This is a genomic window from Streptosporangium sp. DT93, from assembly GCF_049844535.1.
Taxonomy (GTDB): domain Bacteria; phylum Actinomycetota; class Actinomycetes; order Streptosporangiales; family Streptosporangiaceae; genus Streptosporangium.
Genome location: NZ_JBNCLF010000003.1, coordinates 411,789 through 435,141 on the forward strand (window position 1 = coordinate 411,789; position 23,353 = coordinate 435,141).

General features: G+C 73.4%; 20 protein-coding genes. 12 read left to right on the top strand and 8 right to left on the bottom strand.

The annotated features are described in order from the left end of the window. Nucleotides 1-175 precede the first annotated feature (175 nt). The 3 genes from ACLQ2R_RS09705 to ACLQ2R_RS09715 all read left to right on the top strand — a co-directional run bounded on the left by ACLQ2R_RS09705 (nt 176) and on the right by ACLQ2R_RS09715 (nt 4,506). Nucleotides 176-1,459, top strand: coding sequence for a S8 family serine peptidase (locus ACLQ2R_RS09705; protein WP_425959026.1), 1,284 nt, complete (start codon nt 176-178; stop codon nt 1,457-1,459). A 99-nt stretch (nt 1,460-1,558) separates the two neighbouring features. Then, nucleotides 1,559-4,147 carry a serine/threonine protein kinase gene (locus ACLQ2R_RS09710; protein ID WP_425959027.1) on the top strand — a complete coding sequence of 863 codons (2,589 nt, stop codon included), beginning with the start codon at nt 1,559-1,561 and terminating at the stop codon, nt 4,145-4,147. Then, a complete protein-coding gene (locus tag ACLQ2R_RS09715) occupies nt 4,144-4,506 on the top strand; it encodes a YbaB/EbfC family nucleoid-associated protein (protein WP_425959028.1) in 363 nt (120 codons plus the stop codon). The genes ACLQ2R_RS09710 and ACLQ2R_RS09715 overlap by 4 nt, the downstream gene beginning before the upstream one ends. 213 nt (nt 4,507-4,719) lie before the next feature. Here the strand turns inward: ACLQ2R_RS09715 and ACLQ2R_RS09720 are convergent, their stop codons facing one another. The 3 genes from ACLQ2R_RS09720 to eccCa all read right to left on the bottom strand — a co-directional run bounded on the left by ACLQ2R_RS09720 (nt 4,720) and on the right by eccCa (nt 10,083). Continuing rightward, nucleotides 4,720-5,643, bottom strand: a complete 924-nt coding sequence (locus ACLQ2R_RS09720) for a hypothetical protein (RefSeq protein ID WP_425959030.1) — start codon at nt 5,641-5,643, stop codon at nt 4,720-4,722. Continuing rightward, nucleotides 5,640-6,017, bottom strand: coding sequence for a hypothetical protein (locus tag ACLQ2R_RS09725; RefSeq protein ID WP_425959031.1), 378 nt, complete (start codon nt 6,015-6,017; stop codon nt 5,640-5,642). Before ACLQ2R_RS09725 ends, ACLQ2R_RS09720 begins: the two co-directional genes overlap by 4 nt. Before the next feature lie 91 nt (nt 6,018-6,108). Continuing rightward, nucleotides 6,109-10,083: a type VII secretion protein EccCa gene (gene eccCa, locus ACLQ2R_RS09730; protein ID WP_425959032.1), complete on the bottom strand. Its 3,975-nt coding sequence runs from the start codon at nt 10,081-10,083 to the stop codon at nt 6,109-6,111. Between the two features lie 146 nt (nt 10,084-10,229). On the opposite strand from eccCa, the gene eccD reads away from it, so the two are divergent. After that, entirely contained in the window at nt 10,230-11,612 is a 1,383-nt protein-coding gene (eccD, locus tag ACLQ2R_RS09735; protein WP_425959033.1) for a type VII secretion integral membrane protein EccD, read from the top strand. Nucleotides 11,613-11,744: 132 nt separating this feature from the next. Here the strand turns inward: eccD and ACLQ2R_RS09740 are convergent, their stop codons facing one another. From ACLQ2R_RS09740 to ACLQ2R_RS09750, 3 genes are read right to left on the bottom strand one after another with little or no spacing between them, the layout of a single operon-like run. Continuing rightward, a complete protein-coding gene (locus tag ACLQ2R_RS09740) occupies nt 11,745-12,254 on the bottom strand; it encodes a YbaB/EbfC family nucleoid-associated protein (protein ID WP_425959034.1) in 510 nt (169 codons plus the stop codon). After that, complete coding sequence (locus ACLQ2R_RS09745; RefSeq protein ID WP_425959035.1) at nt 12,251-13,105, bottom strand: hypothetical protein; 855 nt, start codon at nt 13,103-13,105, stop codon at nt 12,251-12,253. The genes ACLQ2R_RS09740 and ACLQ2R_RS09745 overlap by 4 nt, the downstream gene beginning before the upstream one ends. A gap of 41 nt (nt 13,106-13,146) precedes the next feature. Beyond that, nucleotides 13,147-13,449 (bottom strand): hypothetical protein, encoded by a 303-nt coding sequence (locus ACLQ2R_RS09750; RefSeq protein WP_425959036.1) that lies wholly within the window; start codon nt 13,447-13,449, stop codon nt 13,147-13,149. Nucleotides 13,450-13,653: 204 nt separating this feature from the next. Between ACLQ2R_RS09750 and eccB the strand changes: the two genes are divergently transcribed. From eccB to ACLQ2R_RS09780, 6 genes are all read left to right on the top strand, one after another. Then, nucleotides 13,654-15,081, top strand: coding sequence for a type VII secretion protein EccB (gene eccB, locus ACLQ2R_RS09755; RefSeq protein WP_425959037.1), 1,428 nt, complete (start codon nt 13,654-13,656; stop codon nt 15,079-15,081). A 108-nt stretch (nt 15,082-15,189) separates the two neighbouring features. Further along, nucleotides 15,190-15,504, top strand: a complete 315-nt coding sequence (locus ACLQ2R_RS09760) for a WXG100 family type VII secretion target (RefSeq protein ID WP_425959038.1) — start codon at nt 15,190-15,192, stop codon at nt 15,502-15,504. Between the two features lie 24 nt (nt 15,505-15,528). Beyond that, entirely contained in the window at nt 15,529-15,834 is a 306-nt protein-coding gene (locus ACLQ2R_RS09765; RefSeq protein WP_386233934.1) for a WXG100 family type VII secretion target, read from the top strand. 106 nt (nt 15,835-15,940) lie between these two features. After that, a complete protein-coding gene (locus ACLQ2R_RS09770) occupies nt 15,941-16,312 on the top strand; it encodes a hypothetical protein (protein WP_425959039.1) in 372 nt (123 codons plus the stop codon). Nucleotides 16,313-16,316: 4 nt separating this feature from the next. Then, on the top strand, nt 16,317-17,795 hold the full coding sequence (locus ACLQ2R_RS09775; protein WP_425959040.1) for a WXG100 family type VII secretion target: 1,479 nt from the start codon (nt 16,317-16,319) through the stop codon (nt 17,793-17,795). 205 nt (nt 17,796-18,000) lie between these two features. Further along, nucleotides 18,001-18,642, top strand: a complete 642-nt coding sequence (locus ACLQ2R_RS09780; RefSeq protein ID WP_425959041.1) for an MBL fold metallo-hydrolase — start codon at nt 18,001-18,003, stop codon at nt 18,640-18,642. Nucleotides 18,643-18,688: 46 nt separating this feature from the next. On the opposite strand, the gene mnmA is transcribed toward ACLQ2R_RS09780, so the two are convergent. Continuing rightward, on the bottom strand, nt 18,689-19,759 hold the full coding sequence (mnmA, locus tag ACLQ2R_RS09785; protein WP_425959042.1) for a tRNA 2-thiouridine(34) synthase MnmA: 1,071 nt from the start codon (nt 19,757-19,759) through the stop codon (nt 18,689-18,691). A 59-nt stretch (nt 19,760-19,818) separates the two neighbouring features. Here mnmA and ACLQ2R_RS09790 point away from each other — a divergent pair, with 59 nt between their 5' ends. After that, entirely contained in the window at nt 19,819-20,865 is a 1,047-nt protein-coding gene (locus ACLQ2R_RS09790; protein ID WP_425959043.1) for a DUF695 domain-containing protein, read from the top strand. Between the two features lie 159 nt (nt 20,866-21,024). Here ACLQ2R_RS09790 and ACLQ2R_RS09795 read toward each other — a convergent pair whose 3' ends face one another. Beyond that, nucleotides 21,025-22,188, bottom strand: coding sequence for a cysteine desulfurase family protein (locus ACLQ2R_RS09795; protein ID WP_425959044.1), 1,164 nt, complete (start codon nt 22,186-22,188; stop codon nt 21,025-21,027). A 112-nt stretch (nt 22,189-22,300) separates the two neighbouring features. On the opposite strand from ACLQ2R_RS09795, the gene ACLQ2R_RS09800 reads away from it, so the two are divergent. Continuing rightward, nucleotides 22,301-22,807: a TetR/AcrR family transcriptional regulator gene (locus tag ACLQ2R_RS09800; protein ID WP_425959045.1), complete on the top strand. Its 507-nt coding sequence runs from the start codon at nt 22,301-22,303 to the stop codon at nt 22,805-22,807. The last annotated feature ends 546 nt before the right edge of the window (nt 22,808-23,353 follow it).

Below are 23,353 nucleotides of genomic sequence, written 5' to 3' on the forward strand. Positions count from 1 at the left end.
CGGGAAATCCCGCCACGCCGCGACGGAGGGCACCGGGCTGAGTAGGGTGCTGCCCGGTATTCACCTTTTCTGGGGTCTGTTCGCTCCGGGGCGTCCCGGCCGGGGCCGGTTCCCGGGGTGCTCGGGGGCCGTTTCGTTCGGGGGCGTCGCGCGTGGCTCGTTCTGGGGGCGTTTCATGATCGGTCGGGTGCTCGTCACGGTGCTGGTGCTGGCGACGTTCGCGGCGCCCCCGGCCGTGGCCACGGCCACGGCGGAGGTTATGGCCACGGCCACGGCGAGAGCGGCGACCACGGGCACAGACGTGACCACGGTCACGGGTACGGCGAGGGCGCCGGTCGCGGTGAGGGCGGGAGCCACAGCGGGGGGCGCGGCGCCCGAGAAGTGCACCCCCAGGCGCGGTACGACCAGCATCTCCGAGTCCTGGGCCCAGCGCCGGCTCAGCCTCCCGGAGGTCTGGGCGCTGACCAAGGGGGCCGGGGTCACCGTCGCGGTCGTCGACAGCGGGGTGGAGGTCCGCCATCCCCAGCTCACCAGGACCCGCTCGGTCGACATGACCGGCACCGGCACCCGCGACTGCCTCGGCCACGGCACGGCGGTGGCGGGCATCATCGCGGCGGCCGAGATGAAGGGGGTGCCCTTCACCGGGGTCGCGCCGCGCGCGCGGCTGATCTCCGTCAAGCAGACCTCGGACGGCACCGGGGACGTGGGCAGGCTGGCCGCGGCCATCGTGCGGGCCGCCGAGCTCGGCGCCGACGTGATCAACGTGTCGGTCCAGGCGAGCGACCAGGCCGACCTGCGCAACGCGGTCGCCTACGCCCTGGCCATGGACGCCGTCGTGGTGGCCGCGGCCGGCAACGTGCAGAAGGAGGACGGCACCCCTGCGCCGGCCTATCCGGCCGCCTACGAGGGGGTCATCTCGGTCGGGGCGGCCGGCCCCGACGGGGCGAGGGCGGACTCCTCGAACGCGGTCACCCCGATCTCCGTCCTGGCCCCCGGCCGGGACGTCACGAGCACCTGGGCCGGGCGGACCTACCGGGAGGACCTGGAGGGCACCAGCTTCGCCGCCCCGTACGTGGCCGGGGTGGCCGCGCTGGTCCGCGCCCGCCACCCGCGGCTGGACAACGCGCGGATCCGGCGGCGCATCGAGCTGACCGCGGACGGCGGCGCCGGGGCGGGCACCGGCGCCGGGATGGTCAACCCGCTGCTGGCGGTCTCCGCGATCCTGCCGTCCGAGCAGGTGGCGCTGGCACCGCGCGAGGCGGCCCCGCTGCCGCCGGACGCGGTACGGCCCGCGCCCGCCCGGGACGCCGTCGCCGTCTCGCGCTCGCTCTGGATCGCGCTGGGCGCGCTCGCCGCGGGCGTCCTGGTCACCGCGGCGGGCATCGCGGTGCCGATGGGCCGCCGCCGGGGGTGGCGTCCGGGCACACCCGATCCGGGCACACTTGAGAAGCAAATATGACAAACGTATTAAAAAGCCACTGCACCCCGCCCGATTTGGTTGGATGGGACCCGATTAACCTAAAGCGGCCTTATTGACAGCTGTGCTGGAAGGAATCCAATGGGGTATTTGTACCCATTACTGGCCGAAGATCCTCAGCGTATCGGGGTGCACGTCCTGGTCGGCCGGCTCGATCCGGACCCGGACCACACCGTCTACCTGGGACATCTTCTCGATGACGAGACCCCCCGCGTCATCCGTCTCCTCGCTCCCCGCCCGGACGCCGACGCGCAGGCGCGCGAGCGGATCACGACCGCGCTGAACGCCGCCAAGCGGGCCTCCGGGGCGCACACCGCCAGGCTGCTGGAGGTCGGCTGGTTCGACGACTCCCCGTACGTGGTCCGCGAGCACGTCGAGGGCCCCACCCTGCGGCAGGCGGTCGCGGAGGGCGGGCCGCTCACCGGGGACGCGCTGGAGCGGTTCGCCGCCGGCACGCTCACCGCGCTGACCGCGCTGCACCTGTCGGGTCTCGCCCACGGGGCGCTCACCCCCGACACCGTGATCCTCGGGCCGGACGGGCCGCGGGTCTTCGACATCGGGCTCGTCCCCGTCACGGGCGAGCAGGAGCCGGACTACCTGGCCCCCGAGCGGCCGCGCGCCGACCCCCTCGCCGCGGCGACCGGCGCCACGTCCGCCGCCCCCGCGTCCCCCTCCCCCTCCCCCTCCGCCGAGGCGGAGCGGCCCGCGGACCTGTTCGCCTGGGCGGCCACCGTCGTCCACGCGGCGACCGGCAGGCCGCCGTTCGGCGGCCTGCCCGAGCACGGCCCGGCGGACCTGGACGGCCTGCCCGCCGAGCTCCGGCCCGTCCTCGCCTCCTGCCTGGCCGAGCGGCCCGACGAGCGGCCGGACACCAGGACGGCCATGCTGCGCCTCCTCGGCGAGCGCGAGGCGGAGGCGCCGGGCGCACCGGCCCCCCTCCCCGCCACCGTCGCCGACATCGACGGCGACGGCGGTCCCGTCGACGCCCCCGGCAGCGGCCCCGGCCGTGACACCGGCAGCGCCCCGGAACCCGTCCCCTTCCCCGGCACCATCGGTACCGTCGACACCGTCCCGGGTCACGACGCGGGCACCGGAGCCGCCGTGACGACCGGCGCGACGGCCGGTGTGGTGACCGGCGCCGAGCCGGGCATCGGATCGGGCACGGGATCGATCATGGAGCCGGGCACGGGGACCGGCGCCGGAGCGGACACGGTCTCGGACATCGGGGCACGGGCGGCCTCCGCGTCCGGGCAGCGGTTCGGCACGGACGTCACGGGAACCGTGTACGGGGAGAACCTGCCGGCCGATGAGATCACGTCCGGTGACGCGCCGGCGCGTCCGTCGGGACAGGCGACGTCGATCTGGGGTGCTCCGCAGCTTCCCCAGGGCGCGTCCGCCTCCGGCGTCGCCGACGTCCCGGCTCAGGCGCCCCCGCCCGCCGCCCGGACCAGGCAGAGGACCGGCGGCCTCTCCATGGCGCTGGCCGCCTGCATCGGCGCGATCGTCCTGCTCTCCGGGCTGGGACTGTGGGCCGCCGGGCGGTACACCGCTCTGGACGAGCTGGAGCGCGCCTCCGCCGACGGCGCGGCCCCCCAGGTCGCCCTCGGGCTGGCGAACGGCTCGCAGCAGGAGCCCCAGGCCGCCGATCCCGCCCAGGGCGGCGGAGGCGACCCGGTGGGCAAGGTGACCGTGCCCTGGGGCACGACGCCCGGCCCCGAGGCCGCCGAGGTCGGTCCGATGCGGCTGCCCAGCGACGCCCCCACGGTGCCCCCGGTCCCGACCCTCGGCCCCTACACCGGCCCGCCGGTCCCCGCGCCGACCGGACCGCTGACCGCGCCGCCGACGGTGCCCGCGGTACCGACCGTTCCCGCGCCCCAGCAGGCGACCCCCACCCCCGAGGCGTCGACCACGCCGACGGTCCCGGCGACGCCGACCCCGACGATGCCGATCGAGCCGGAGGCGGCGCCGACCGGTACGCCGACACCGGTGCCGAGCCCCACCCCCACCCCGGGGCCGAGCGGCCCCCCCGGGACCGGCCCGACCCCGACGCCCACCCCGACCCCGACGCCCACCCCGACCCCGACCCCGACGGTCACCCCCACCTCGGTGCCCACCCTCTCGCCGACGCCGCCCCCGGCGGCGCGGCCGACGGCGACCAGGCCGGCGACCACAAGGCCGACGGCCACCAGGCCCGTCCCCAAGCCGTCGCAGACGGCCAGACCCACCACCCCCTGGCAGTCCGCGAGGCCGACGGTGAGGCCGACGGTGGCCCCGTCGGTGAAGCCGACGGCGCGGCCGACCTTCTCGGCGACCGCCCGGCCGTCGGGACCTCCTCCGGCGCAGGGGACCAACCCGTTCACCGCGGAGAAGCTGTGCGGGCCGGGCTTCACCGTGCAGGGCTCGGCGCCCGTGAACGGCGGGACGACCTCCCTGCTCTACAACGCCTCCAGCGGTAACGGCTGCGCGGTCACCCTCAAGACCACGAACGTCGGCACCGCCTCGCAGGTCTGGGCCGCGCTCGACGTCCGGGGCGGCCAGGGCCGGGCCGACCGGCGCGACCACCAGTACTACGCCGGCCCGGTCGTCCTCCCGATCAAGGGCAAGTGCGTGCGCGTCACCGGCGGCGTCCTGGGCGTCTCCTCCGGCTTCGGCTGGGGGAGCTGCACATGAGGCCGGGCGAGCGGAAGAACGCGCCGGCCGCCTCGGGTGAGGGGTACACGTTGACCGGTGATCCGGAGGCGGACCGGCTTCTGGCGGCCATCTGGGAGCAGACGAACCGCATGGAGGAGGTGGGGCAGAGCCTCGCCGAGACCAGGGGCCGGGGCGAGACGGCCGACGGCCACGTCCAGGTGGAGGTGCTCGCCAGCGGCGAGCTGGTGGCCCTGTGCCTCGACCCGCGTGCCCTGCGCCTGGGTTCCGAGGGCCTCGCCGAGGCGATCCTGAAGGCGTCGGGCGAGGCCGCCAGGGACGCGGCCGAGCAGACCGGCGGACTGCTGAACGCGCTTCTGGACGAGCCCTTCCAGGGCTGACCCGCGGCGCGCGCACATGGATCCGGCCCCGGGCGATCGCCCGGGGCCGGATCTCTTCCGGGCCGTGTACGGCCGTGCCCGTCTCAAGGTCGTGCCCTGCTCAAGGCGTGCCCGGTTGAGAACCGTGCCCGGCTCAGGGCCGTACCCGACTCAGGATCGTGCTCACCTGAAAACCGTGCCCGGCGGAAAACCGTGCCCGGCTCAAGACCGCGCTCAGGCGGGTGGCTTGGCCGTCCGGGAGCCGTGCACGATCAGCTTGGACACCCACTGCTCGAAGCTGGGCAGACCGGGATCTCCCTGGAGCGTGTTGTCCATCACCGTGTACGACCCCGAGCCGGCCAGCCGGGAGAACAGGTTGCCCAGCGCGTTGGGCGGGAACGCCCTCCCCCAGGGGCCGATCTTGGTCAGGTCGTAGACCCCGTTGAAGGCCATGTTGCTCGCGAAGCCCCGGCCGAACTGCTCGGCGTTCTCCCCCATGCTGGTGACGGAGTTGCCGTTGAGGTCCTTCTTGACCCCGCTGAGCTCGAAGATGCTCCACTGGATGACCTGCTGGCCACCGGCGTAGGCGATGCTGTCGCCCAGGTAGTAGAACGCGTTGTAGATGATCTTCTCGACGCTCATCTTGAAGAGCTTCATCTGCAGGATCGCGCGGCCCTTGAGCAGCTTTTCCATGATCTGCTTCTGCACGGCCGCGCCGATGCCCGCGGTGGCCCAGGCCCAGGCCACCGTGTAGACCATGTTCACCCACATCTGGATCGCGAGCACGATCAGCACCTGCCGGGTGATCTCGATGGCCTTGGCGTAGTCGCGGCAGGCCGTGGCGATCGCCCGGCAGAACGTGGCGACCTCGCCGGGGTGGGAACGGAACTTCCCCGTCCACATCCTGTTGAACTCGGAGATGGCCGCGCCGCCGTTGTTCTTCCAGACCTGCTCGGCGATGCCGTTCGTGTCGGCGCCGGCGCGTTCGACGGCCTCGGCCAGCCGGTCCCAGACGTCGGCCGCCTCACGGAGTTTGTCCGGGTCGCCCTCCGGCCACTGCACGCCGAGCATGGACAGGACGAAACCGCTCGCGCCGATGGAGCCGGCCCCCAGCGCGGTCGTGACCGGGTTGGCCTTGACGAATGCCAGGGGGTTCAATCGAGCTCGGCCTTGCTGCGAGCGTCGATCTGGGGACAGACGATCGCGGTGACCATCGCCTCGACCGTGGCCCAGTTGGCCCCGCCCACGTTGTCGCCCACCAGTCCCAGGTTGTCGCCGATCGTGAAGTAGGCGTCCCTGAGCTGCCCGGCGTGCTTCATGGCCTCGTCGCGGGCGGCGAGGTAGCCCTTGCCTCCGCCGCCGGCGAACTTCTGGCCGGCCTCGTCGTCGCCCCAGAAGGCGCCGAGACCGTCGAGCGCGGACATCGCCTGGGTGATGGCCCGGCCGAGCTCGTTGTTCTCGACGTGGAAGTCCTCCTTGCGTCTCTTCAGATCGGCCGGACTGATGTCCATCGGTTCCGCGGGATGTGACACGACGTTCCTCCCCCTGGACGTGACGTGTGTTCCAGGAGAGATGATATTCGTCCATCGTTACGGAGGAATATGCTCTTAAATCTCTTTCCGTTCACTTTCCCGGGTCGGGCGGCGGCATGAACGCGGTCTGAACGAGCCGCACCCCGTTCCTGCGGTCGGAGAGGTAGGCGCGGCCCGGCGGCAGCGCGTGCGGGCGCACCCCGAACAGGACGCCCTCGTCCTTGTGGCCCGACATCATCACGGCCGGGGTGGCCATGTCCTTGAGCCGCTGGAGCACCGGGTCGAACATGGCCCGCCCGGCACCGCCCATCGCGCGGGCCAGCACCAGGTGCAGGCCGATGTCGCGGGCCTGGGGCAGCAGGTCCATCAGCGGGACGAGCGGGTTGGCGCCCGAGGACACCACGTCGTAGTCGTCGACCACGATGTAGATGTCCGCGCCCTTCCACCAGCCGCGCGAGCGCAGCTCCTCCGGGGAGAGGTTCGCCGGGGGGAGCCGCTTGGTCAGCGACTCCCTGATCTCGGCGATGAACTCGCCCGCGGCCGTCGAGGAGGCCGCGTACCCGATGCGGTGCTCGGTGTAGGCGGCGTCCAGCAGCGAGCGCCGGTAGTCGATGACGATCAGGCGGGCCGCCGAGGGCTCGTGGCGGGCCACGACCCCCTCGGCCACCAGGCGCAGCAGGTTGGACTTGCCGCTCTCGTTGTCCCCGATGACGACCAGGTGCGGGTCGGCGTCGAAGTCGGCGAGCACCGGCGACAGGGTGCTCTCGTCGATGCCCAGCGGGATGCGCGCGCCGGTCAGGTCGGGACCGGGCAGGCTCTCGGGCGCGAGCACCGCGGGCAGCAGCCGCACGCGGGGCGCGGGCGGGCCCTGCCAGGCGGCGGCGGCCGCCTCGACCATCGCCCGGGTGGCGGCGGGCAGGTCCTCGGTGTGGGAGCCGCCGTCGACGCGGGGCAGCGCGCCGAGGAAGTGCAGCCCGTCGCGGGTCAGACCCCGCCCGGGGGTGCCCTCGGGGACGGCCATCGCGGTCCTGCGGTTCACCTCCGACTCGTAGGCGTCGCCCAGCTTCAGCTCCACGCGGGAACCGAACAGGTCGCGGATGGAGGGGCGGAACTCCGACCACTTGTTGGTCGCGGCGATCACGTGCACGCCGTAGCCCAGACCCCGGGCGGCCAGCTCGGTGATGACGGGCTCCAGCGACTCGTACTCCTGGCGGACCGTGAGCCAGCCGTCGACCACGAGGAACACGTCCCCGAAGCCGCCGGTGTCCACCCCACCCTCGGCGCCTTGAGCGATCCGGCGCCGGTAGGTGGCGATCGAGTCGATCCCCTGCTCGGCGAACTCGCGCTCGCGCCGCGCGAGCAGCGCGGTGACCTCGGCGACGGTACGGCGGACCCGGTCGGCGTCCAGCCGGTTGGCCACCCCGCCCACGTGCGGCAGGCCCTCCAGCGAGGCCAGGCCGCCACCGCCGAAGTCCAGGCAGTAGAACTGCACCTCGGCGGGGGTGTGGGTGAGGGCCAGGCCGGCGACCAGCGTGCGCAGCACGGTGCTCTTGCCGCTCTGCGGCCCCCCGGCCACGGCCACGTGCCCGGCCGCGCCGGACAGGTCCAGCCAGTACGGGTCGCGCCGCTGCTCGAACGGGCGGTCCACCACCCCGAGCAGGGCGTGCAGCCCCCCGCGTCCCTGCCACTGCGCGGTCGTCAGCCCGTGGTGCGGGGTGACGCTCAGCGGCGGGAGCAGCTCGTCCAGCGACGGCGGCTCGGCCAGCGGCGGCAGCCAGATGCGGTGCGCGGGCGGGCCCTGACCCTGGAGCCTGCGGACGACGACGTCGAGCAGCGACTCGCGCCCGGGGGTGGCGACCTCGGGTTCCGGTTCGGGCTCGGCCCGCGGGGGCGGCGCGACGTAGGCGGCGCCGTAGGGGACGATCTGCCGTCCCTCGGCGCGCTCGTCGCGCACCACGCGGCGCTCGGGCGTGTAGGTGCCGGAGACGTAGGCGGCCTTGAAGCGGACCATCCCGGTGGTGTCGAACTTCAGGAACGCGTTGCCCGGCGCCGAGGGCAGCTCGTAGGCGTCGGTCACGCCGAGCACCACCCGGCTCTCCATCGCCGAGAAGGTCCGCAGGCCGATCCGGTACGACAGGTGGGTGTCCAGGCCGCGCAGCCTGCCCTCCTCCAGCCGCTGCGAGGCCAGCAGCAGGTGCACCCCCAGGGACCGGCCGAGCCGGCCGATCATCACGAAGAGCTCGATGAACTCGGGCTGGGCCGAGAGCAGCTCGCTGAACTCGTCCAGCACCACGAACAGGGTGGGCAGCGGCCGCAGGTCGGCGCCCTGCTCCCTGGCCTGCTCGTAGTCGCGCAGCGAGGCGTGGTTGCCGGTGGCGCGCAGCAGTTCCTGGCGCCGTACCATCTCGCCGTGCAGGGCGGCGTGCATGCGGTCGACCAGGGGCAGCTCGTCGGCGAGGTTGGTGATGACGGCCGAGACGTGCGGCAGGGAGTCCATGCCCAGGAAGGTCGCGCCGCCCTTGAAGTCGACGAGCACGAAGTTCAGGACCTCCGAGGAGTGCGCGACGGCCAGTCCCAGCACCAGCGTGCGCAGCAGCTCGCTCTTGCCCGAACCGGTGGCGCCGATGACCAGGCCGTGCGGGCCCATGCCGCCCTGCGCCGACTCCTTGATGTCCAGCTCGACCGGACGCCCGTCGGTGCCGACGCCGATCGGCACGCGCAGCCGGTTGCGCGGCGCCCGGGGACGCCACAGCAGCGCGGGCTCCAGCGCGGCCGGGTCGCCGAGTCCCAGCAGCTCGGCCAGCGTGGTGTCGGCGGCGAGCGCGTCGCCGCCCCCGGCCCCGGCCGGGGAGCCGCGCAGGGGCGCCAGCCTCCTGGCCAGCCCGTCGGCCTGCAGGTAGGAGAAGCGGTCGGGCCTGCCCAGGGGGGTGACGACCTCCTTGCCCGCCTGGTCGGTGGTGACCCGGCTGAAGGAGTCGGCGGTGACGCGCAGCCGCAGCGTCGTCTTCTCCCCGGCCGGGGTCGTGGTCCCGTCGAGGTCGATCAGCGTGACCCCCTCGATGGCGTCCGCGCCCAGCGGGGAGTCCTGCGGGACGTGGCCGCCGTCGATGATCACGACGTGGTACGGGAGCGCGTCGGCCGAGACGCCCGGCCTGAACCGGGCCCGGTTCTTGAAGTCGTCGCCCAGCAGCCGGTCCAGCTCGCCCAGGTCGTTCGTCATCAGCCGGACGGGTCCCGCGGCGTCGGTCTCGTGCGGGTGCAGGGCGTGCGGCAGCCACTTGACCCACTCCCAGTGGGCCATCCACTCCTGCGAGGCGCAGACGGCGATCCTGAGCTCGTCGGGCGAGTGGAAGACGGCGAGCTGCGCGACGAGCGCCCTGATCATGTCGCGGACCGGCGCCTCGGGGCCGGTGGGCCTGACCCGGGCGAAGGAGTGCAGGGAGACCGCGATGGGCAGGTCGGCCACGGTCGAGTGGGCACGGACGAAGCGGCGCAGCGCTCCGGCGGACATCGCGTCCAGGTCCTCGACCGGCTTGGACTCCGGCGGGATGAGCTGGACGGCCAGCCGCTGGGCCCCGGTGCCCACCCGGACGGCGCCGAAGTCGGTGTCGGCCGGCCGCCGCTCCCACAGGCGGGCGCTCAGCGCGATCGACCACAGTGCCTCGGGGTCGGGGCCGTTCCAGTCCAGGGCCTCGCGCTGCCTGCCCGCCGCGCGCCGGACCTTGGCGCGGGTCTGGGACAGGTAGCGGAAGTAGTCGCGCCGCAGGCCGTTGAGCCGCTGCTTGCGCTCCCCCCCGGCGCGGCCCATCTGGCCGATCGACATGCCGACCATGGACAGCGCGAACATGCCACTGGCCACGTACATGATCGGGTTGCCGCCGCCGTTGCCGGCGAACATCAGGCCCATCGCGGCGGCGCCGGCGATCATCGGCAGGTACGTGAGCACCTGGGTGAACCCCGCCGAGGTGGTCTCCGGGATCTCCGGCGGAGACTCCAGCAGGATCTCACCGCGAGGCGGTACCGGCGGCGGACGTCGTTCAGGCCGCCGGACGACCACTATGCCCACTTCGCCCCCGATGTGAGTAAAGCTAATTTTGTCCCGGGCATACCGTAGCGAACCACTGTCCTTTTCTCGGTGGAATCCCCGTGAACGGCGCGGAACCGAGACGGGGCCGGGTGTCGGACGATCACCGGGATGGCTACCATGCGCCCGTGAACCAGGTAACCGCGATCCCGCTGTGCCGCATCACCGTCGTCACCCCGCGCCGCCGGGTCGACCTGGCGGTCCCCTCCGACCTTCCCCTCTCCCACCTGCTGCCCGACCTGCTCACCGCCACCGGCGAGGCCGACGCGATCCCCCCGGCCGGCGGCTGGGGGCTCCAGCGGATCGGCGCGCCCCCCATGCCGCCGGGGGCCGGCCTGAACGAGCTGGGCATCAGGGACGGCGAGGTGCTCTACCTGCTGCCCAGGTCCTCCCAGCTTCCCGAGGCGATCTTCGACGACGTCGCCGACACCGTGGCGACCGGCGTCAAGGAGCGCACCGGCCGCTGGCGACCGGCGCACACCCGGGCCACCGGGCTGACCGTGGCCGCGGTCGCGATGGTCGCGGCCGTCCTCGTGCTCGCGGCGAGCGGACCCGGCTGGGCGGTGGTCGTCGTCTTCGCCGGGGTCTGCGCGATCCTGGCCATGGTGGCCGGAGCCGCGCTCTCCAGGGCCGCGGGCGACGGCCGGGCCGGGGCGGTCGTCGGCTACACCGCGCTGCCCCACGCGTTCCTCGCCGGGGCGTACGTGCCCGCCTCCTCCACCGGCTCCGGCCTGTTCGGGGCGCCCAGCCTGCTGGCCGCCTTCGCGGTGACCGCGCTGGTCGCCACCGTGACCGGCTGGGTCGTCGCCGAGGGACTGCCCAACTTCTTCGGCGTCGGGCTGGCCGCGGTGATCGGGGCGATCTGCTCGGCGGTCGTGATGCTCACCGGCGTCCCGGCGGCAGGCGTCGCCGCGGTGGCCGCCGCGGTGATCCTGGCCTGCGCCCCGCTGATCCCGACGACGTCCTTCCGGCTGGCGCGGCTCCCGCTGCCCGCGCTGCCCGGCAACGCCGAGGAACTGCGCGCCGACACCGAGACCGTCGACGGCGCCGACATCCGCCGGCGCGCGGCCGAGGCCGAGCGGTTCGCCACCGGCCTGACCGCGGGGGTCGCGCTGGTGGCGCTGGGGGCGCTGCCGGCCCTGCTGTCCGCGAGCGGGTGGACCGTCCCCGCGACCGTGGTCACGCTCTCGCTGGCCCTGCTGATGCGCGCCCGCGTCTTCCAGGGGACCGGCCAGCGGCTCTGGCTGCTCGGGGCGGGGCTGACGGGGCTGCTGACGCTGACCCTGGGCGTCGCCCTCACCGTGCCGGGCTCGGCCCCGGCGGTGACGATCGGCCTGGTCTGCGCGGCCGGGCTGGCGTGCGGGATGGCGCTGTTCCTGCCGGTGCGGCGGCCCTCGCCGTTCTGGGGGCGCGCCGGCGACATCGTGGAGTTCCTGCTGGTCCTTGGCCTGCTGCCGCTCGCGCTCGGCGTGCTGGACGTGTACGCGACCGTCAGGGGCCTGTCCGGCTGACCGGCCCGGCCGCGCGGGACCGCTTCGTACGGGTGGTCCCGCGTGGCCGGCCCCACGCGACCGGCCACGCGACCGGCTCCGCGCGACCGGTCCGGGGCAGCCTCGTCGCGCGGCCGGTCCGGCGCGGCCGGTTCAGCCGCGTCCCAGGCCGTCCAGGGCGCGGGCGAGGTCGTCGCCGATCTCCTCGAACCGGCGGCGGGCCTCATCCATGTCCAGCGTCACCGGCTCGCCACCGGTGGCGGCGCGGATCAGTTCCTCGTTCGCGCGCCTGGCGTCCAGCTGGGCGGCGCGGACCGCCTCGGTCACCGCCTCGGCGACGGCCTGGCTGTCCAGCCGCATGACGCGCGGCTCAAGGGTGATCTCCTTGATCTGCCCCGCGCCGTCCACCAGCGCGCGGGCCAGGCCGCCGGCGCCGGTCCCCTCACCGGTGACGGCCTCCAGCTCGCCGACGACGTCGCCGAGGCGCCGCAGCGTCTCCTCGCTCTCCCGCACGACGGCGTCCAGGTCCTGCGGGAGCAGGTCCTCCGGACGCGGGTCCTCCGGACGCGGTGCCTGCGGGCGCGGGGCGTCCGGGCGCGGGACCCGCGGGTACGGGTACTCCGGGCGGCGGTCGAAGGGGTCGAAGGCGTCGAAACGGCTCATCTGTACGGCTCCGGCTTCTCCTTCTTCGGGGACAGCCACTCGAACGTCTGCCCCTTGGGCGGCTGCGGCACCTGGCCGGGACCGGCGGTGGGCACGACCTGGTACGGCAGGAGCGAGGCGTCGATCCTCGCCTTGGTGAAGTCCACCTTGGCCGACCCGGTGGGCTCCAGGTTGAACGACTGGACCCACGCCTTGCCGGAGAAGTACATCGACATGCTTCCGGCCATCGCGGCGACGAGCTTGCCCAGGGCACCGGTCGAGACGGCGATGATCTGGCTCGCCATGGTGCCCAGCATCCTCAGGTTGACCGCCGCGTTCGCCGCGTACGGGGTCGCCAGCATGGCGGCCGCGATCGTGGCGAGGGCCAGCAGGGTCGCCGCGATCTTGGCGATGGCCAGCCAGTACGCCCGGTAGGCGTCCCCCATCTCGTCCACGATCCCGGCGACGTTCTTGACGTAGGCGCGCAGGCTCTCCAGCGCCTCCTGCATCCGCTGGACGGCGTCGTCGAACGCCTCCCTGTCGTCGGCGATCCAGCCGTCCTTCTCCTTGGTGAGCAGGATGGCCACGTAGCTCTTCACCGCGGTGTCCAGGCGCGCGTGGATGGACTCCCAGTTGTTGTAGGCGTCGGCCATGCCCGGGACGTTCGCCACGGCGGTGCCCGCGATCGCCACGCCCGCCCACGCGGTGGGTGCCAGCCGCGCGCCCCCCTTGAGGGTGGACAGGACCTTGGACGAGTCCGTGATCACCCCCTTGGCGGCGCCCCTGGCCATCGTCAGCGGGCTCGGCCCGGGCACGGGCTTCGGCGTCCTGGGCGCCGGTCTCGGCGGCTTGGGCCGTGGTTTCGCTGCCATGTCACCTCCCCCTCACTCGTCACCGGTGAACGACTCACCCGTCACCGGTAGACGACGGTGCTGCTGTCCTCCGCCGCCCTCCAGTTGGCGCGGGCGGTGCCCAGCGCGCTCGCCCACGACTCCAGCACCTCCACGGCGTCGTCGAACTTCTCCCCGACGTCGCGCTGGACCGTCCGGTAGCGCATCCCGACCGCGGCCTCGCCGACGAGCCCCCAGCCGGGAAAGCCGACCGCCGTGTCGCCCAGCATCGCGCGAAGCTCCTTGAGCCGCGGGATGACGTCCTCCTCGATCTCGGCGCGAATGCTCTCGATCGCCGTCGAGGTGACGTACCTCTCCTGGGTCATGCGGCCTCCCGTGATCACGTGTTCCCGGACATCTCCTACCATCTCCAGCCGTTCCTTCCGGGCGCCTCGGCGGCCTGTTCACGCGTCCGCCGACGGGCGGAAACGTCCGCGATCACCACCGTTCACCACCGGCACCGCGTGTCCCGCCCGTCACGGGCGCTTCTATGCTGTCGGCGACCGCGCATCCGGCGAGGCGGAGGTGGGATGCAGACCCGTCGTGATCTCTACCAGGCGCACAGGCTGATGACCCAGCGCCTGGGCATGGCCCTGCTCCAGGGCGAGCCCGACGTGCCCGAGTCGCCGATGCGCAGGCACAACGTGGCCACGCTCTGCGGCGTGCTGGTCGCGGTGCTGGTAACGGCGGGGTTCGGCATCTACGGGCTGCTGCGCCCGGGCGGCGCCACCGCGCTCACCGCACCGGGGACGGTGATCGTCGAGGAGGAGTCGGGGGCGACCTTCGTCTACAGCGCGTCGCAGAACCGGATGATCCCGGTCGCCAACGTGACCTCGGCCCGGCTGCTGCTCGGCGGCGCCCAGGGGGTGACGGTGCGCACCGTCACCAACGCCTCCCTGGCGCGCTTCTCCCGGGGGCTCATGGTCGGCATCCCCGGGGCCCCCGAGTCGCTGCCGCCGCGCGACCGGCTGGTCCGCGCGCCCTGGTCGGCCTGCGTGGTCGAGGGCGTGGACGCGACCGGGGCGCGTTCCCCGTACACCTCGCTGATCGGTGGTATCGGGGTCGGCGGCGCGCCGATCGGGCGGGACACCGCGATGGTGGTGGAGGAGGGCTCGCAGACCTGGCTGCTCTGGGCGGACCGGCGGATGCGGGTGCCGACCGAGAGCCTGCGGGCGCTGACCGAGCAGCAGCCACGGCAGGTCCCGGCGGCCTGGCTCAACGCGCTCCCCATCGGCCCCGACTTCCGCGCGCCCGCGCTCACCGGTCGTGGCCGGGCGGTGCGCGGCCCGGACGGCGGGCGTTCGGCGGCGGGCCGGATCTACACCGTGCCTGCGGCGTCCGGCGGCACGGCCAAGTGGTACGTCCTGCTCGGCGACGGCCTGGCCCCGCTCACCCCCGCCCAGGCCGACCTGCTGCTCCAGGACCCGGCCAGCAAGCGGGCGTACGGCAGGGCCCCGGTGCGCGCCGTGGAGCTCGACGCGGCGACCGCGAACGGGATGCGGCGCTCGGCCACCCGCTTCGACGCGGCGGGACTGCCCGCGACGATGCCGAAGGTCGTCGCCCCCGATCCGGCCTCGCCGGTGTGCGCGGTCTACGCCGACACCGAGCGCGGATCGACGCTGGCCCGGCTGACCGTCGGCAGCACGGTACGGATCCCCGCGCCGCCCGGGGGCCGGTTCGACCAGGACTCGGTGGACCAGGTCGTGCTCCCGCCGGGCAGCGCCGCGCTGGTGGGCGTCCTGCCGGGGAACGGCAGGCTGGACGCGGTCGCCTCGCTCTTCCTGATCAGCGACCAGGGGCGGCGCCACGCGATCACCAGCGCGCAGTCACTGCCGAGTCTCGGGTACGCCACCACCGACGTCGCGCCCCTGCCCGCGCACATCGTGCACCTGATCCCGCAGGGACCCGCGCTCGACCCGGTGGCGGCGAGAGCCCCGATGCCACTGGGGCAGCGGTGATTCCCGTTACCGACGGTACGCCGTTCCGTTATCGGGGCGAGATGATTCCCCTGTCCACTTTGTAATGATCGAAATACCTATGTCCATCGAGCACCATGGAGGTGCCACGTGGTTCAGAAGACCTCCGCGTACCACTCGCGGCTCAGCGAGTCCTCGCAGAAGACCCAGGACGCCAAGAACACGATCACCCAGATCAAGACCCAGCTCGAAGGGCACCGCGGGGAGCTGCGCGCGGGCTGGGACGGTCAGTCGGCGACCTCCTTCGACGGCGTGTTCAACGCCTGGAGCACCGAGATGACCAACATCCTGCGCGAGCTGGAGGGCCTCTCCCTCAAGCTCAAGACCATCCAGAAGAACTACGAGACGGCGGAGGAGAACCAGTCCTCCGTCTCCACCAAGCTCTCCGCCGACATCAACAGCTGACACGGCTCAGAAACGGGGATCACCATGGCTAGCGACTTTGACCGCACTCTTGTCGACTTCGGCCAGATGGACCGCTCTGCCGCGGACTTCGCGCGGCAGTGGCAGATGCTGGAGGGGACCCTCCAGACACTCGAGGGAGACCTCGACCGGTTGCTCGGCGACTGGGAGGGCGACGCCCGCGTCGCCTACTACGGCGCACGCGCCCAGTGGGACGCCGCGTCCGGCCGGATGGCCCAGCTGCTCCAGCGCCTCGGTGGCGTCATCGAGATCGGCAGGGAGAACTTCGCGCAGACCGAGAAGGTCAACGTTTCGATGTTCGACGGGCGCTGACACCGGGTAACCGAGTGGGCCACGGCGATGCCGCGGCCCCCTCGTCACCGGGAGAACCGATCGGGCCGCGGCGACGCCGCGCCCCCTCACCACCGGGGAGAGAGGCATGTTACCTCCCGAAGACAGAGCCGAGCCCTCCTGGCCCGGCCTCGACAAGAACCGTCCCGCCGTCGAGATCAGGCGCGACCGCATCAAGCAACTCCTCAAGGCCCTGGAACAGGACGTCATGCGCTTGGAGGGCTCCAACGAGGGAGCGCTGCAGGACATGCGGGCCATGACCAACCTGACCGAGGCCCAGTTCGGCGCCTGGGACACCGCCAAGGACGTCGCCAGGACCACCCAGAAGGCCCACATGAAGATCGGCGGGGTCTACCAGGAGACGCTGGCCAGGTATCGGGCCGCGATCGACCTGCTGCGGGCCGCCGCCTACAACTACCAGGACGCCGAGCAGGCCAGTACCACGAACAAGGCGAGCTGAGGCGATGGGCAACGACCACGCGCTTCACCACATCAAGTTCGACGGTGAGAGCGCACCGGACATCGGCAGCCGTGGCCATTACAGCGGCTACAGCGCCGTCCAGATCAAGGAGATGCTCGAGGCCACCAACCCTCGGGCCATCGAGGAGGCGGGCCACGCCTACACCTCCGCGGCGGGCACGCTGCGGAGCAGCCACGCCCTGATCAGGGACGTCGCCGGCCAGCTCGCTCAGGTATGGAGCGGGGACGCCTCGATCGAGGCGCAGAAAGCCCTCCAACTGGTTCACAAGACGGTCGACGAGCTGGCCACCCGCTGCGGCCAGCTCGGGCCACCGCTGGTCCAGTACGGCAGGGACGCCCTTCCCAAGTACACCGAGCTCGCCGCCAGCAGGTCGTCGTCCCTGGGGGGCTGGTACGACGCGATCGACTTCCTCCCGGGGGACGACATCGCCACGGCGAAGGTGGGCGGCGGGTACCTCATCACCAACAAGTCGAACAACGACTTCGCCCGTGACGACCTGGTGAACCTCAACAAGGAACTGGTCAATCTCTACAACACCATCCCCCCGACCGTGGAGAAGGACCTGCCCTTCCTGGGCGGCCCGGCCGACCCCACGCTCACCGGTCAGGACTACCCCGGGGGAATCCCCCCGGGCGGCCTGCCCGGTAGCGGCCCGCCCGGCGGGGGAATCCCCGGGGGCGGCGGGTACGGGGGTCTGCCCGGCGGGGGCGGGTACGGCGGGGGCTACCCCGGCGGCGGCGGGGGCTACTCCGGTCCCGGCCTGCCGGGCTACCCGGGCGGTGGCTCGGGAGGGGGCGGTCTTCCCGGCTATCCGGGTGGCGGCTCCGGCGGTGGCGGCCTGCCCGGCTACCCGGGGGTCGTCGACCCCGGCGCGGGCAACCCGGGGGCAGGCAACCCCGGCGTGGGCAACCCCGGCGTGGGCAACCCCGCCTACCCGGGGGTCGGCAACCCCGGCGTGGGACAGCCGGGAACCGGCACCGTGCCGCCGGCGTACTCCCCCGGCGACCAGCAGGGCGTGCTGAACCCGAACGACCCGCGCGCCACCCAGCTGGCCGGTTTCGAACCTGCCACGCCCACGGTGCCCACGGTGTCGACGGGTCCCGGGACCGGGACCGGACCGGGAACCGGCCTGCCCACCTACACCGGGGGCGGCACGGGCCCGGTCGTCCCCTCGCTCGGCCCGAACGGGCTGAACGGCCCGAACACCACCACCGGCCCGGGTACCTGGGTCGGCAACGGCACCACCACCGGCGGGGCGGGCGCCCTGAACCCCGTCGGCGGTATCGGCGGCACCGGTGGTGTCGCGGGCACGCGGGCCGCCGGCATGGGCGGCATGCCGTTCATGCCGATGGGCGGCGCGTCCGGTGACAACAACCAGGACCGCGAGCGCTCCACCTGGCTCGTCGAGGACGAGGACGTCTGGGGCGGTGACGGCGGCACGGCTCCGGCCGTGATCACCTGACCGCGACTCGCCCGGGGGCGGCACCGTCCCCGGGCGAGACCCCGTCCCACCCGGCCCGTGTCACACCCGTCCCTGTCACCGCGACCGGTCCGGAGCACGCGCCTCCGGACCACCGCCGGCCCGGGTCGCGACCGTCCCGGACGCGACCACTCCGGGCGGCGATCCTCCCCGAGGGCCGCGACCCGGCTCCCCCTAGGCTGGGGGGATGAGACTCACGAAGTTCGGGCACGCCTGTGTACGCCTGGAGAAGGACGAGTCGGTCCTGGTCGTCGACCCCGGGGTCTTCAGCGAGGAGTCCGCGCTCGACGGGGCCCACGCCGTGCTCATCACCCACGAGCACTTCGACCACGCCGACGTCGACCGGCTGCGCCGGGCCGCCGAGGCCAACCCCTCCCTGGAGATCTGGACCAACGAGGCGGTGGCCGCCACGCTGGCCGGCCTCCCCGCGAAGATCCAGACCGTACGGGACGGCGACACCTTCGAGACGGCCGGTTTCGGGGTGAGGGCCGTCGGCGAGTGGCACGCCCCCGTCCACCCGGACATGCCGATCATCGGCAACGTCGGTTTCCTCGTGGAGGAGGAGGTCTTCTACCCGGGGGACGCGTTCACCGTGCCGGACATGGAGGTGCCCACCCTCCTGGTGCCGGCCAACGCCCCCTGGATGAGGGTCTGGGACATGGTCGACTACCTGCGCCGGGTCCGCCCCGCCCGCGCCATCGCCACCCACGACGGCCTGCTTAACGACCGGGGGCTCAGCATGATCGACAGGTGGCTGGAGATGGAGTCCGACCGGCAGGGTGCCGAGATGCGCCGCCTGCCCCCGGGCGAGTCCGTCACCCTGCCCTGAGTCCTGCCCGGATCCCCGCCCTGAGCCCCGGCCGGCCCCGGAGGCGTCAGGAGGCCGACGCGATGGTCGCGGAGCCGATCACGGTGTCGCCGAGGTAGAGGACGGCGGCCTGGCCCGCGGCGACCCCGGTGGCCGGGGCGTCCAGCGTCAGGTGCACCTGCCCGCCCGACAGCTGCACCCGGCAGCCGTAGACCTCGCCGTGCGCGCGGAGCTGGACCGTGCAGGCCAGCGGCTCGCGCGGCTCGTCCACCGGCCCGTTCCAGACCGGGCGATCGGCCACGACGGAGGTGACCTCCAGCGACGAGCGCGGGCCGACCGTGACCGTGTTGGAGACCGGCTCGATGGACAGCACGTAGCGCGGGCGGCCGTCGGGGGCCGGGCGGTCGATGCGCAGCCCCTTGCGCTGGCCGACCGTGAAGCCGTAGGCGCCCTCGTGGCCGCCCACCACCTCGCCGGACTCGTCGACGATCGGGCCCCGGGCCGCGCCGAGCCGGTCGGCGAGGAAGCCCCGGGTGTCGCCGTCGGCGATGAAGCAGACGTCGTGACTGTCGGGTTTGTCGGCCACCGTGAGCCCGCGCCGCGCCGCCTCCTCGCGTACCTCGGCCTTGGTGGAGTCGCCCAGCGGGAAGATCGCGTGAGCGAGCTGCTGCCGGGTCAGGACGCCCAGCACGTACGACTGGTCCTTGCCCTGGTCGGGGCTGCGGCTCAGCACGCCGTCGGTCACGCGGGCGTGGTGGCCGGTGGCCACCGCGTCGAACCCCAGCGCCAGGGCCCGGTCCAGCACCGCCTCGAACTTGATCTTCTCGTTACAGCGCAGGCACGGGTTGGGGGTGCGGCCGGCGGCGTACTCGCTGACGAAGTCCTCGACCACGTCGCGCTGGAACCGTTCGGCCATGTCCCACACGTAGAAGGGGATGCCGATCACGTCGGCGGCCCTGCGGGCGTCGCGCGAGTCCTCGACCGTGCAGCACCCGCGGGCGCCGGTCCGGTAGGACTGGGGGTTGGCGGAGAGGGCGAGGTGGACGCCGGTGACATCGTGGCCCGCATCGGCGATGCGGGCGGCGGCCACGGCGGAGTCGACGCCGCCGGACATGGCGGCAAGCACACGGAGACTCATAACCCCTTGAGCGTACCCGCGTTGGCAGGTGCGCCGCCGGGCTGGGAGAATCCGGGGTCATGCGACTGTTCGGGCGGAGAGACGAGCCCGCTCCCGATCCGGCGGGCGGCATCACCGAGTTCTGGGCGTGGTGGGCGCAGGCCAGGCCGGATCTGGACGCGATGGTCGCCGCGGGCGAGGCCGAGCGGCTGGCCGAGTGGATCGGGCCCGCGGTGCTGGTCGTCCACCCCTCCCTGGTCTGGGAGATCGCCCCCGGCCTGGCCGCCGGGCAGGCCCTGGTGGTCACCTCGGCGGGCGACCCGGAGCTGCGGCCCGTCGCGCACCGCTGGGCCGCGGCGGCACCGCCCGCCGACGCCTCGTGGGAGTTCCACCCCTCGCGGAAGGCCAACCCGCACGCGATGGACCTCACCCTCGACGTGGGCGGGTACGAGTTCGCGCTCGACAAGCTCGTCCTCGGGCTGCGCGTCCCGCACGGCAGGCCCAGGGTCGACGTGGTCGCCCACCATCCGATCTTCACCCTGCTGGACGACGAGACCCGTACCGAGGCGGCGCTGCTCGCCCTGGACTGGCTGCTCGGCGAGGACGACGTGGCCCGCTGGGTGGGGGACATCTCCGCCGCGGCGTACCAGCCGATCGACGCGGTGCCCGCCGTGCACCTGCCGGGCGTGGTCGCCGACCTGGCGTCGGGCTACCGGGACGAGCAGTGGGCGCTGCTGGAGGGGGAGACCCCCTCGGGCGCCCGCCTGATCGCCACCGCCCGCTACCCTCTCCGCCCGGTCGACCACCCACTGTTCGACCAGCACATCGCGATCACGCTGCCGTACGCGCACCGCGACGCCGAGGGACTGCCCGAGGGGTCCTCGCTGGAGGCGCTGCGCGACTTCGAGGAGCGTCTCGCGGGGCGGATCAGCAGGATGGACGGCCGGGCCGTCCTGGCCGCGCACATGAGCGCCGACGGGCAGCGGGTGCTGCACGTCTACGCCGATCCGGTGAGCGAGGCGGCCGCCCACGCCAAGGAGCTGGTCGTGAGCTGGGAGGAGGGCCGTCCCCGGGTCGACGTGGCCGCCGACCCCGGCTGGATCGCCGTCTCCCCCTTCCTCACCTAGAACGCTCTCCCAGCCGGAACACGCTTCCTCCCGTGCTCACGTGACGCTTCCCTGCCCACGTGACACTTCCCGTGCCCACATGCCGCTTCCCGGCCCTCGGACACTTCCCGGGCCCTCGTGACACTTCCCGGGCCCACACGACGCGGGACGCGTACGGGATCAGCTCAGGCCCGCGCGGCGGGCGCGCTCGACCGCGAGGCCGATCACCTCGACCAGCCGGTCCACGTCCTCGTGCGTCGAGGTGTGGCCCAGGGAGAAGCGCAGCGAGCCGCGTGCCCGGTAGCCGTCGGCGCCCATCGCGAGCAGGACGTGGGAGGGCTGGGCCACCCCGGCCGAGCAGGCCGAGCCGGTCGAGCACTCCACGCCCTTGGCGTCCAGCAACATGAGCAGGGCGTCGCCCTCGCAGCCGGGGAAGGAGAAGTGCGCGTTGCCGGGCAGGCGGTTCACCGGATCGCCGTTGAGGATCACGTCGGGAACCGCCAGGCGGACCCGGTGGATCAGGTCGTCACGGAGCTCGGCCAGGCGGGCCGCGGTCCCGGCCTGCCGGTCCACCGCGATCCGCACGGCCGCGGCGAGACCGGCGGCGGCGGGCGCGTCCAGCGTGCCGGAGCGCACGTCGCGCTCCTGGCCGCCCCCGTGCAGCACCGGCACCGGGTCGACGCCCCGGGCGAGCAGCAGGGCACCGACCCCGATCGGGCCGCCGACCTTGTGCCCGGAGAGCGTCAGGGCGTCGGCGCCGGAGTCGACGAAGGAGACCGGGAGCTGGCCGACCGCCTGGACCGCGTCGGTGTGGAAGGGGATCCCGTACTCCCGGGCGGTCGCGGCCAGCGCCTCGACCGGCTGGACGGTGCCGACCTCGTTGTTGGCCCACATGACGCTCACCAGGGCGACGTCGCCGGGATCGCGCTCGACGGCCTCCCTGAGGGTCTCCGGCCGCACCCGGCCGAACTCGTCGACCTCCAGCAGCTCGACGGTCGCCCCCTGGTGGTCGGCCAGCCAGTGCGCGGGATCCAGGGTGGCGTGGTGCTCGACGGCGCTGACGAGGATCCGTGTCGCGCCCGCGGCGCGCCGGGCCCAGTACAGCCCCTTGACGGCCAGGTTGTCGGCCTCGGTGCCGCCCGAGGTGAAGACGACCTCGCTGGGGCGGGCGCCGAGCGCGGCCGCGATGGTCTCCCGCGACTCCTCGACGACCTGCCGGGTACGACGGCCCGCGGCGTGCAGCGAGGAGGCGTTCCCCACCTGGCCGAGCTGGGCGGTCATCGCCGCGATCGCCTCGGGAAGCATCGGCGTCGTCGCCGCGTGATCGAGATAGGCGGACTTCACGACCGCATTCCTCCCCCAGTTCGACCGTCAACCTCCCCAGGGTATCCGCGCCCGCCGAGCGGCTCATCATCGGAGTTGACCACTAAACCGTCCAGACGGTACAGTACCTGCCATGAGACGGGAAGAGCTGTTGGACGCGGCGGAGGATCTCCTCGGCGACCAGGGCTCCCAGGCTCTCACCCTGGCGGCCGTGGCCGAGCGCGCCGGATGCAGCAAGGGCGGCCTGCTCTACCACTTCGGCACGAAGGAAGCCCTGATCAAGGGCATGGTGGAGCGCCTGATCGAGGAGTTCGACGAGCTCGTCGCCGCCCAGGGCCACGACACCTACACGAAGAACTACGTGGCGGCCACGTTCGCCGCCGTGCGGAGCGGCAGGTTACGGCGCTGGGCCGTGGTGACCGGCGCGTCGGGCAACCCCTACCTGCTGGCGCCGCTGCGGACGGCGATGGCCCGGTGGCACCGCGAGGGGCTCGGCGACGAGCCGGATCCGGAGGTCGCGCAGATCGTGCGCCTGGCCTGCGAGGGCCTGTGGGACGTGGCGAGCCATGATCCCGACCTCTACGGAGCCGAGCACTACGAGCGTCTGAAAGGTCGCCTGCTGGCACTGCTCCCCGGATGATCCCGGCCCTTGATCCCGGCCCTTGATCCCGGCCCTTGGTCAGGCCACGTCGGCCCGGTCACGGCGTCACGGGCCCGGATGGCGGTTCGGCGGGTCTGATCACGACTCCGCGGGGCTGGGTCACGGCTTCACGGGCGCGGTCCCGTCTCGGCGGGTCCGGTCACGGCTTCGCCGGTCTGGATCACGGCTTCACGGGCGCGGTCCCGTCTCGGCGGGTCCGGTCACGGCTTCGCCGGTCTGGATCACGGCCTCGCGGGCCCGGTCCCGTCTCGGCGGGCTTGATCCGATCACTGTTCCGCCGGTGCGGCCCACGCCCCTGACCGCCCGATCGCGGCCCTGCCGGTCCGGATCACGCACCGCCTGATCCGATCGACCCGGTACGACCGGATCGCGGCCCGGTGCCCGGCGGCACGCCTCGCCGATCGTCCGATCACCCGCCCCGCCGGGGGCGACCCCCCACACGGATTGGCGGTCGCGTGCGGCGGGGGGGGACCGCCCCCGTGCCCTGTGGCCCGGGCGCCCAGTGGTCAACCCGTTTTACGACGG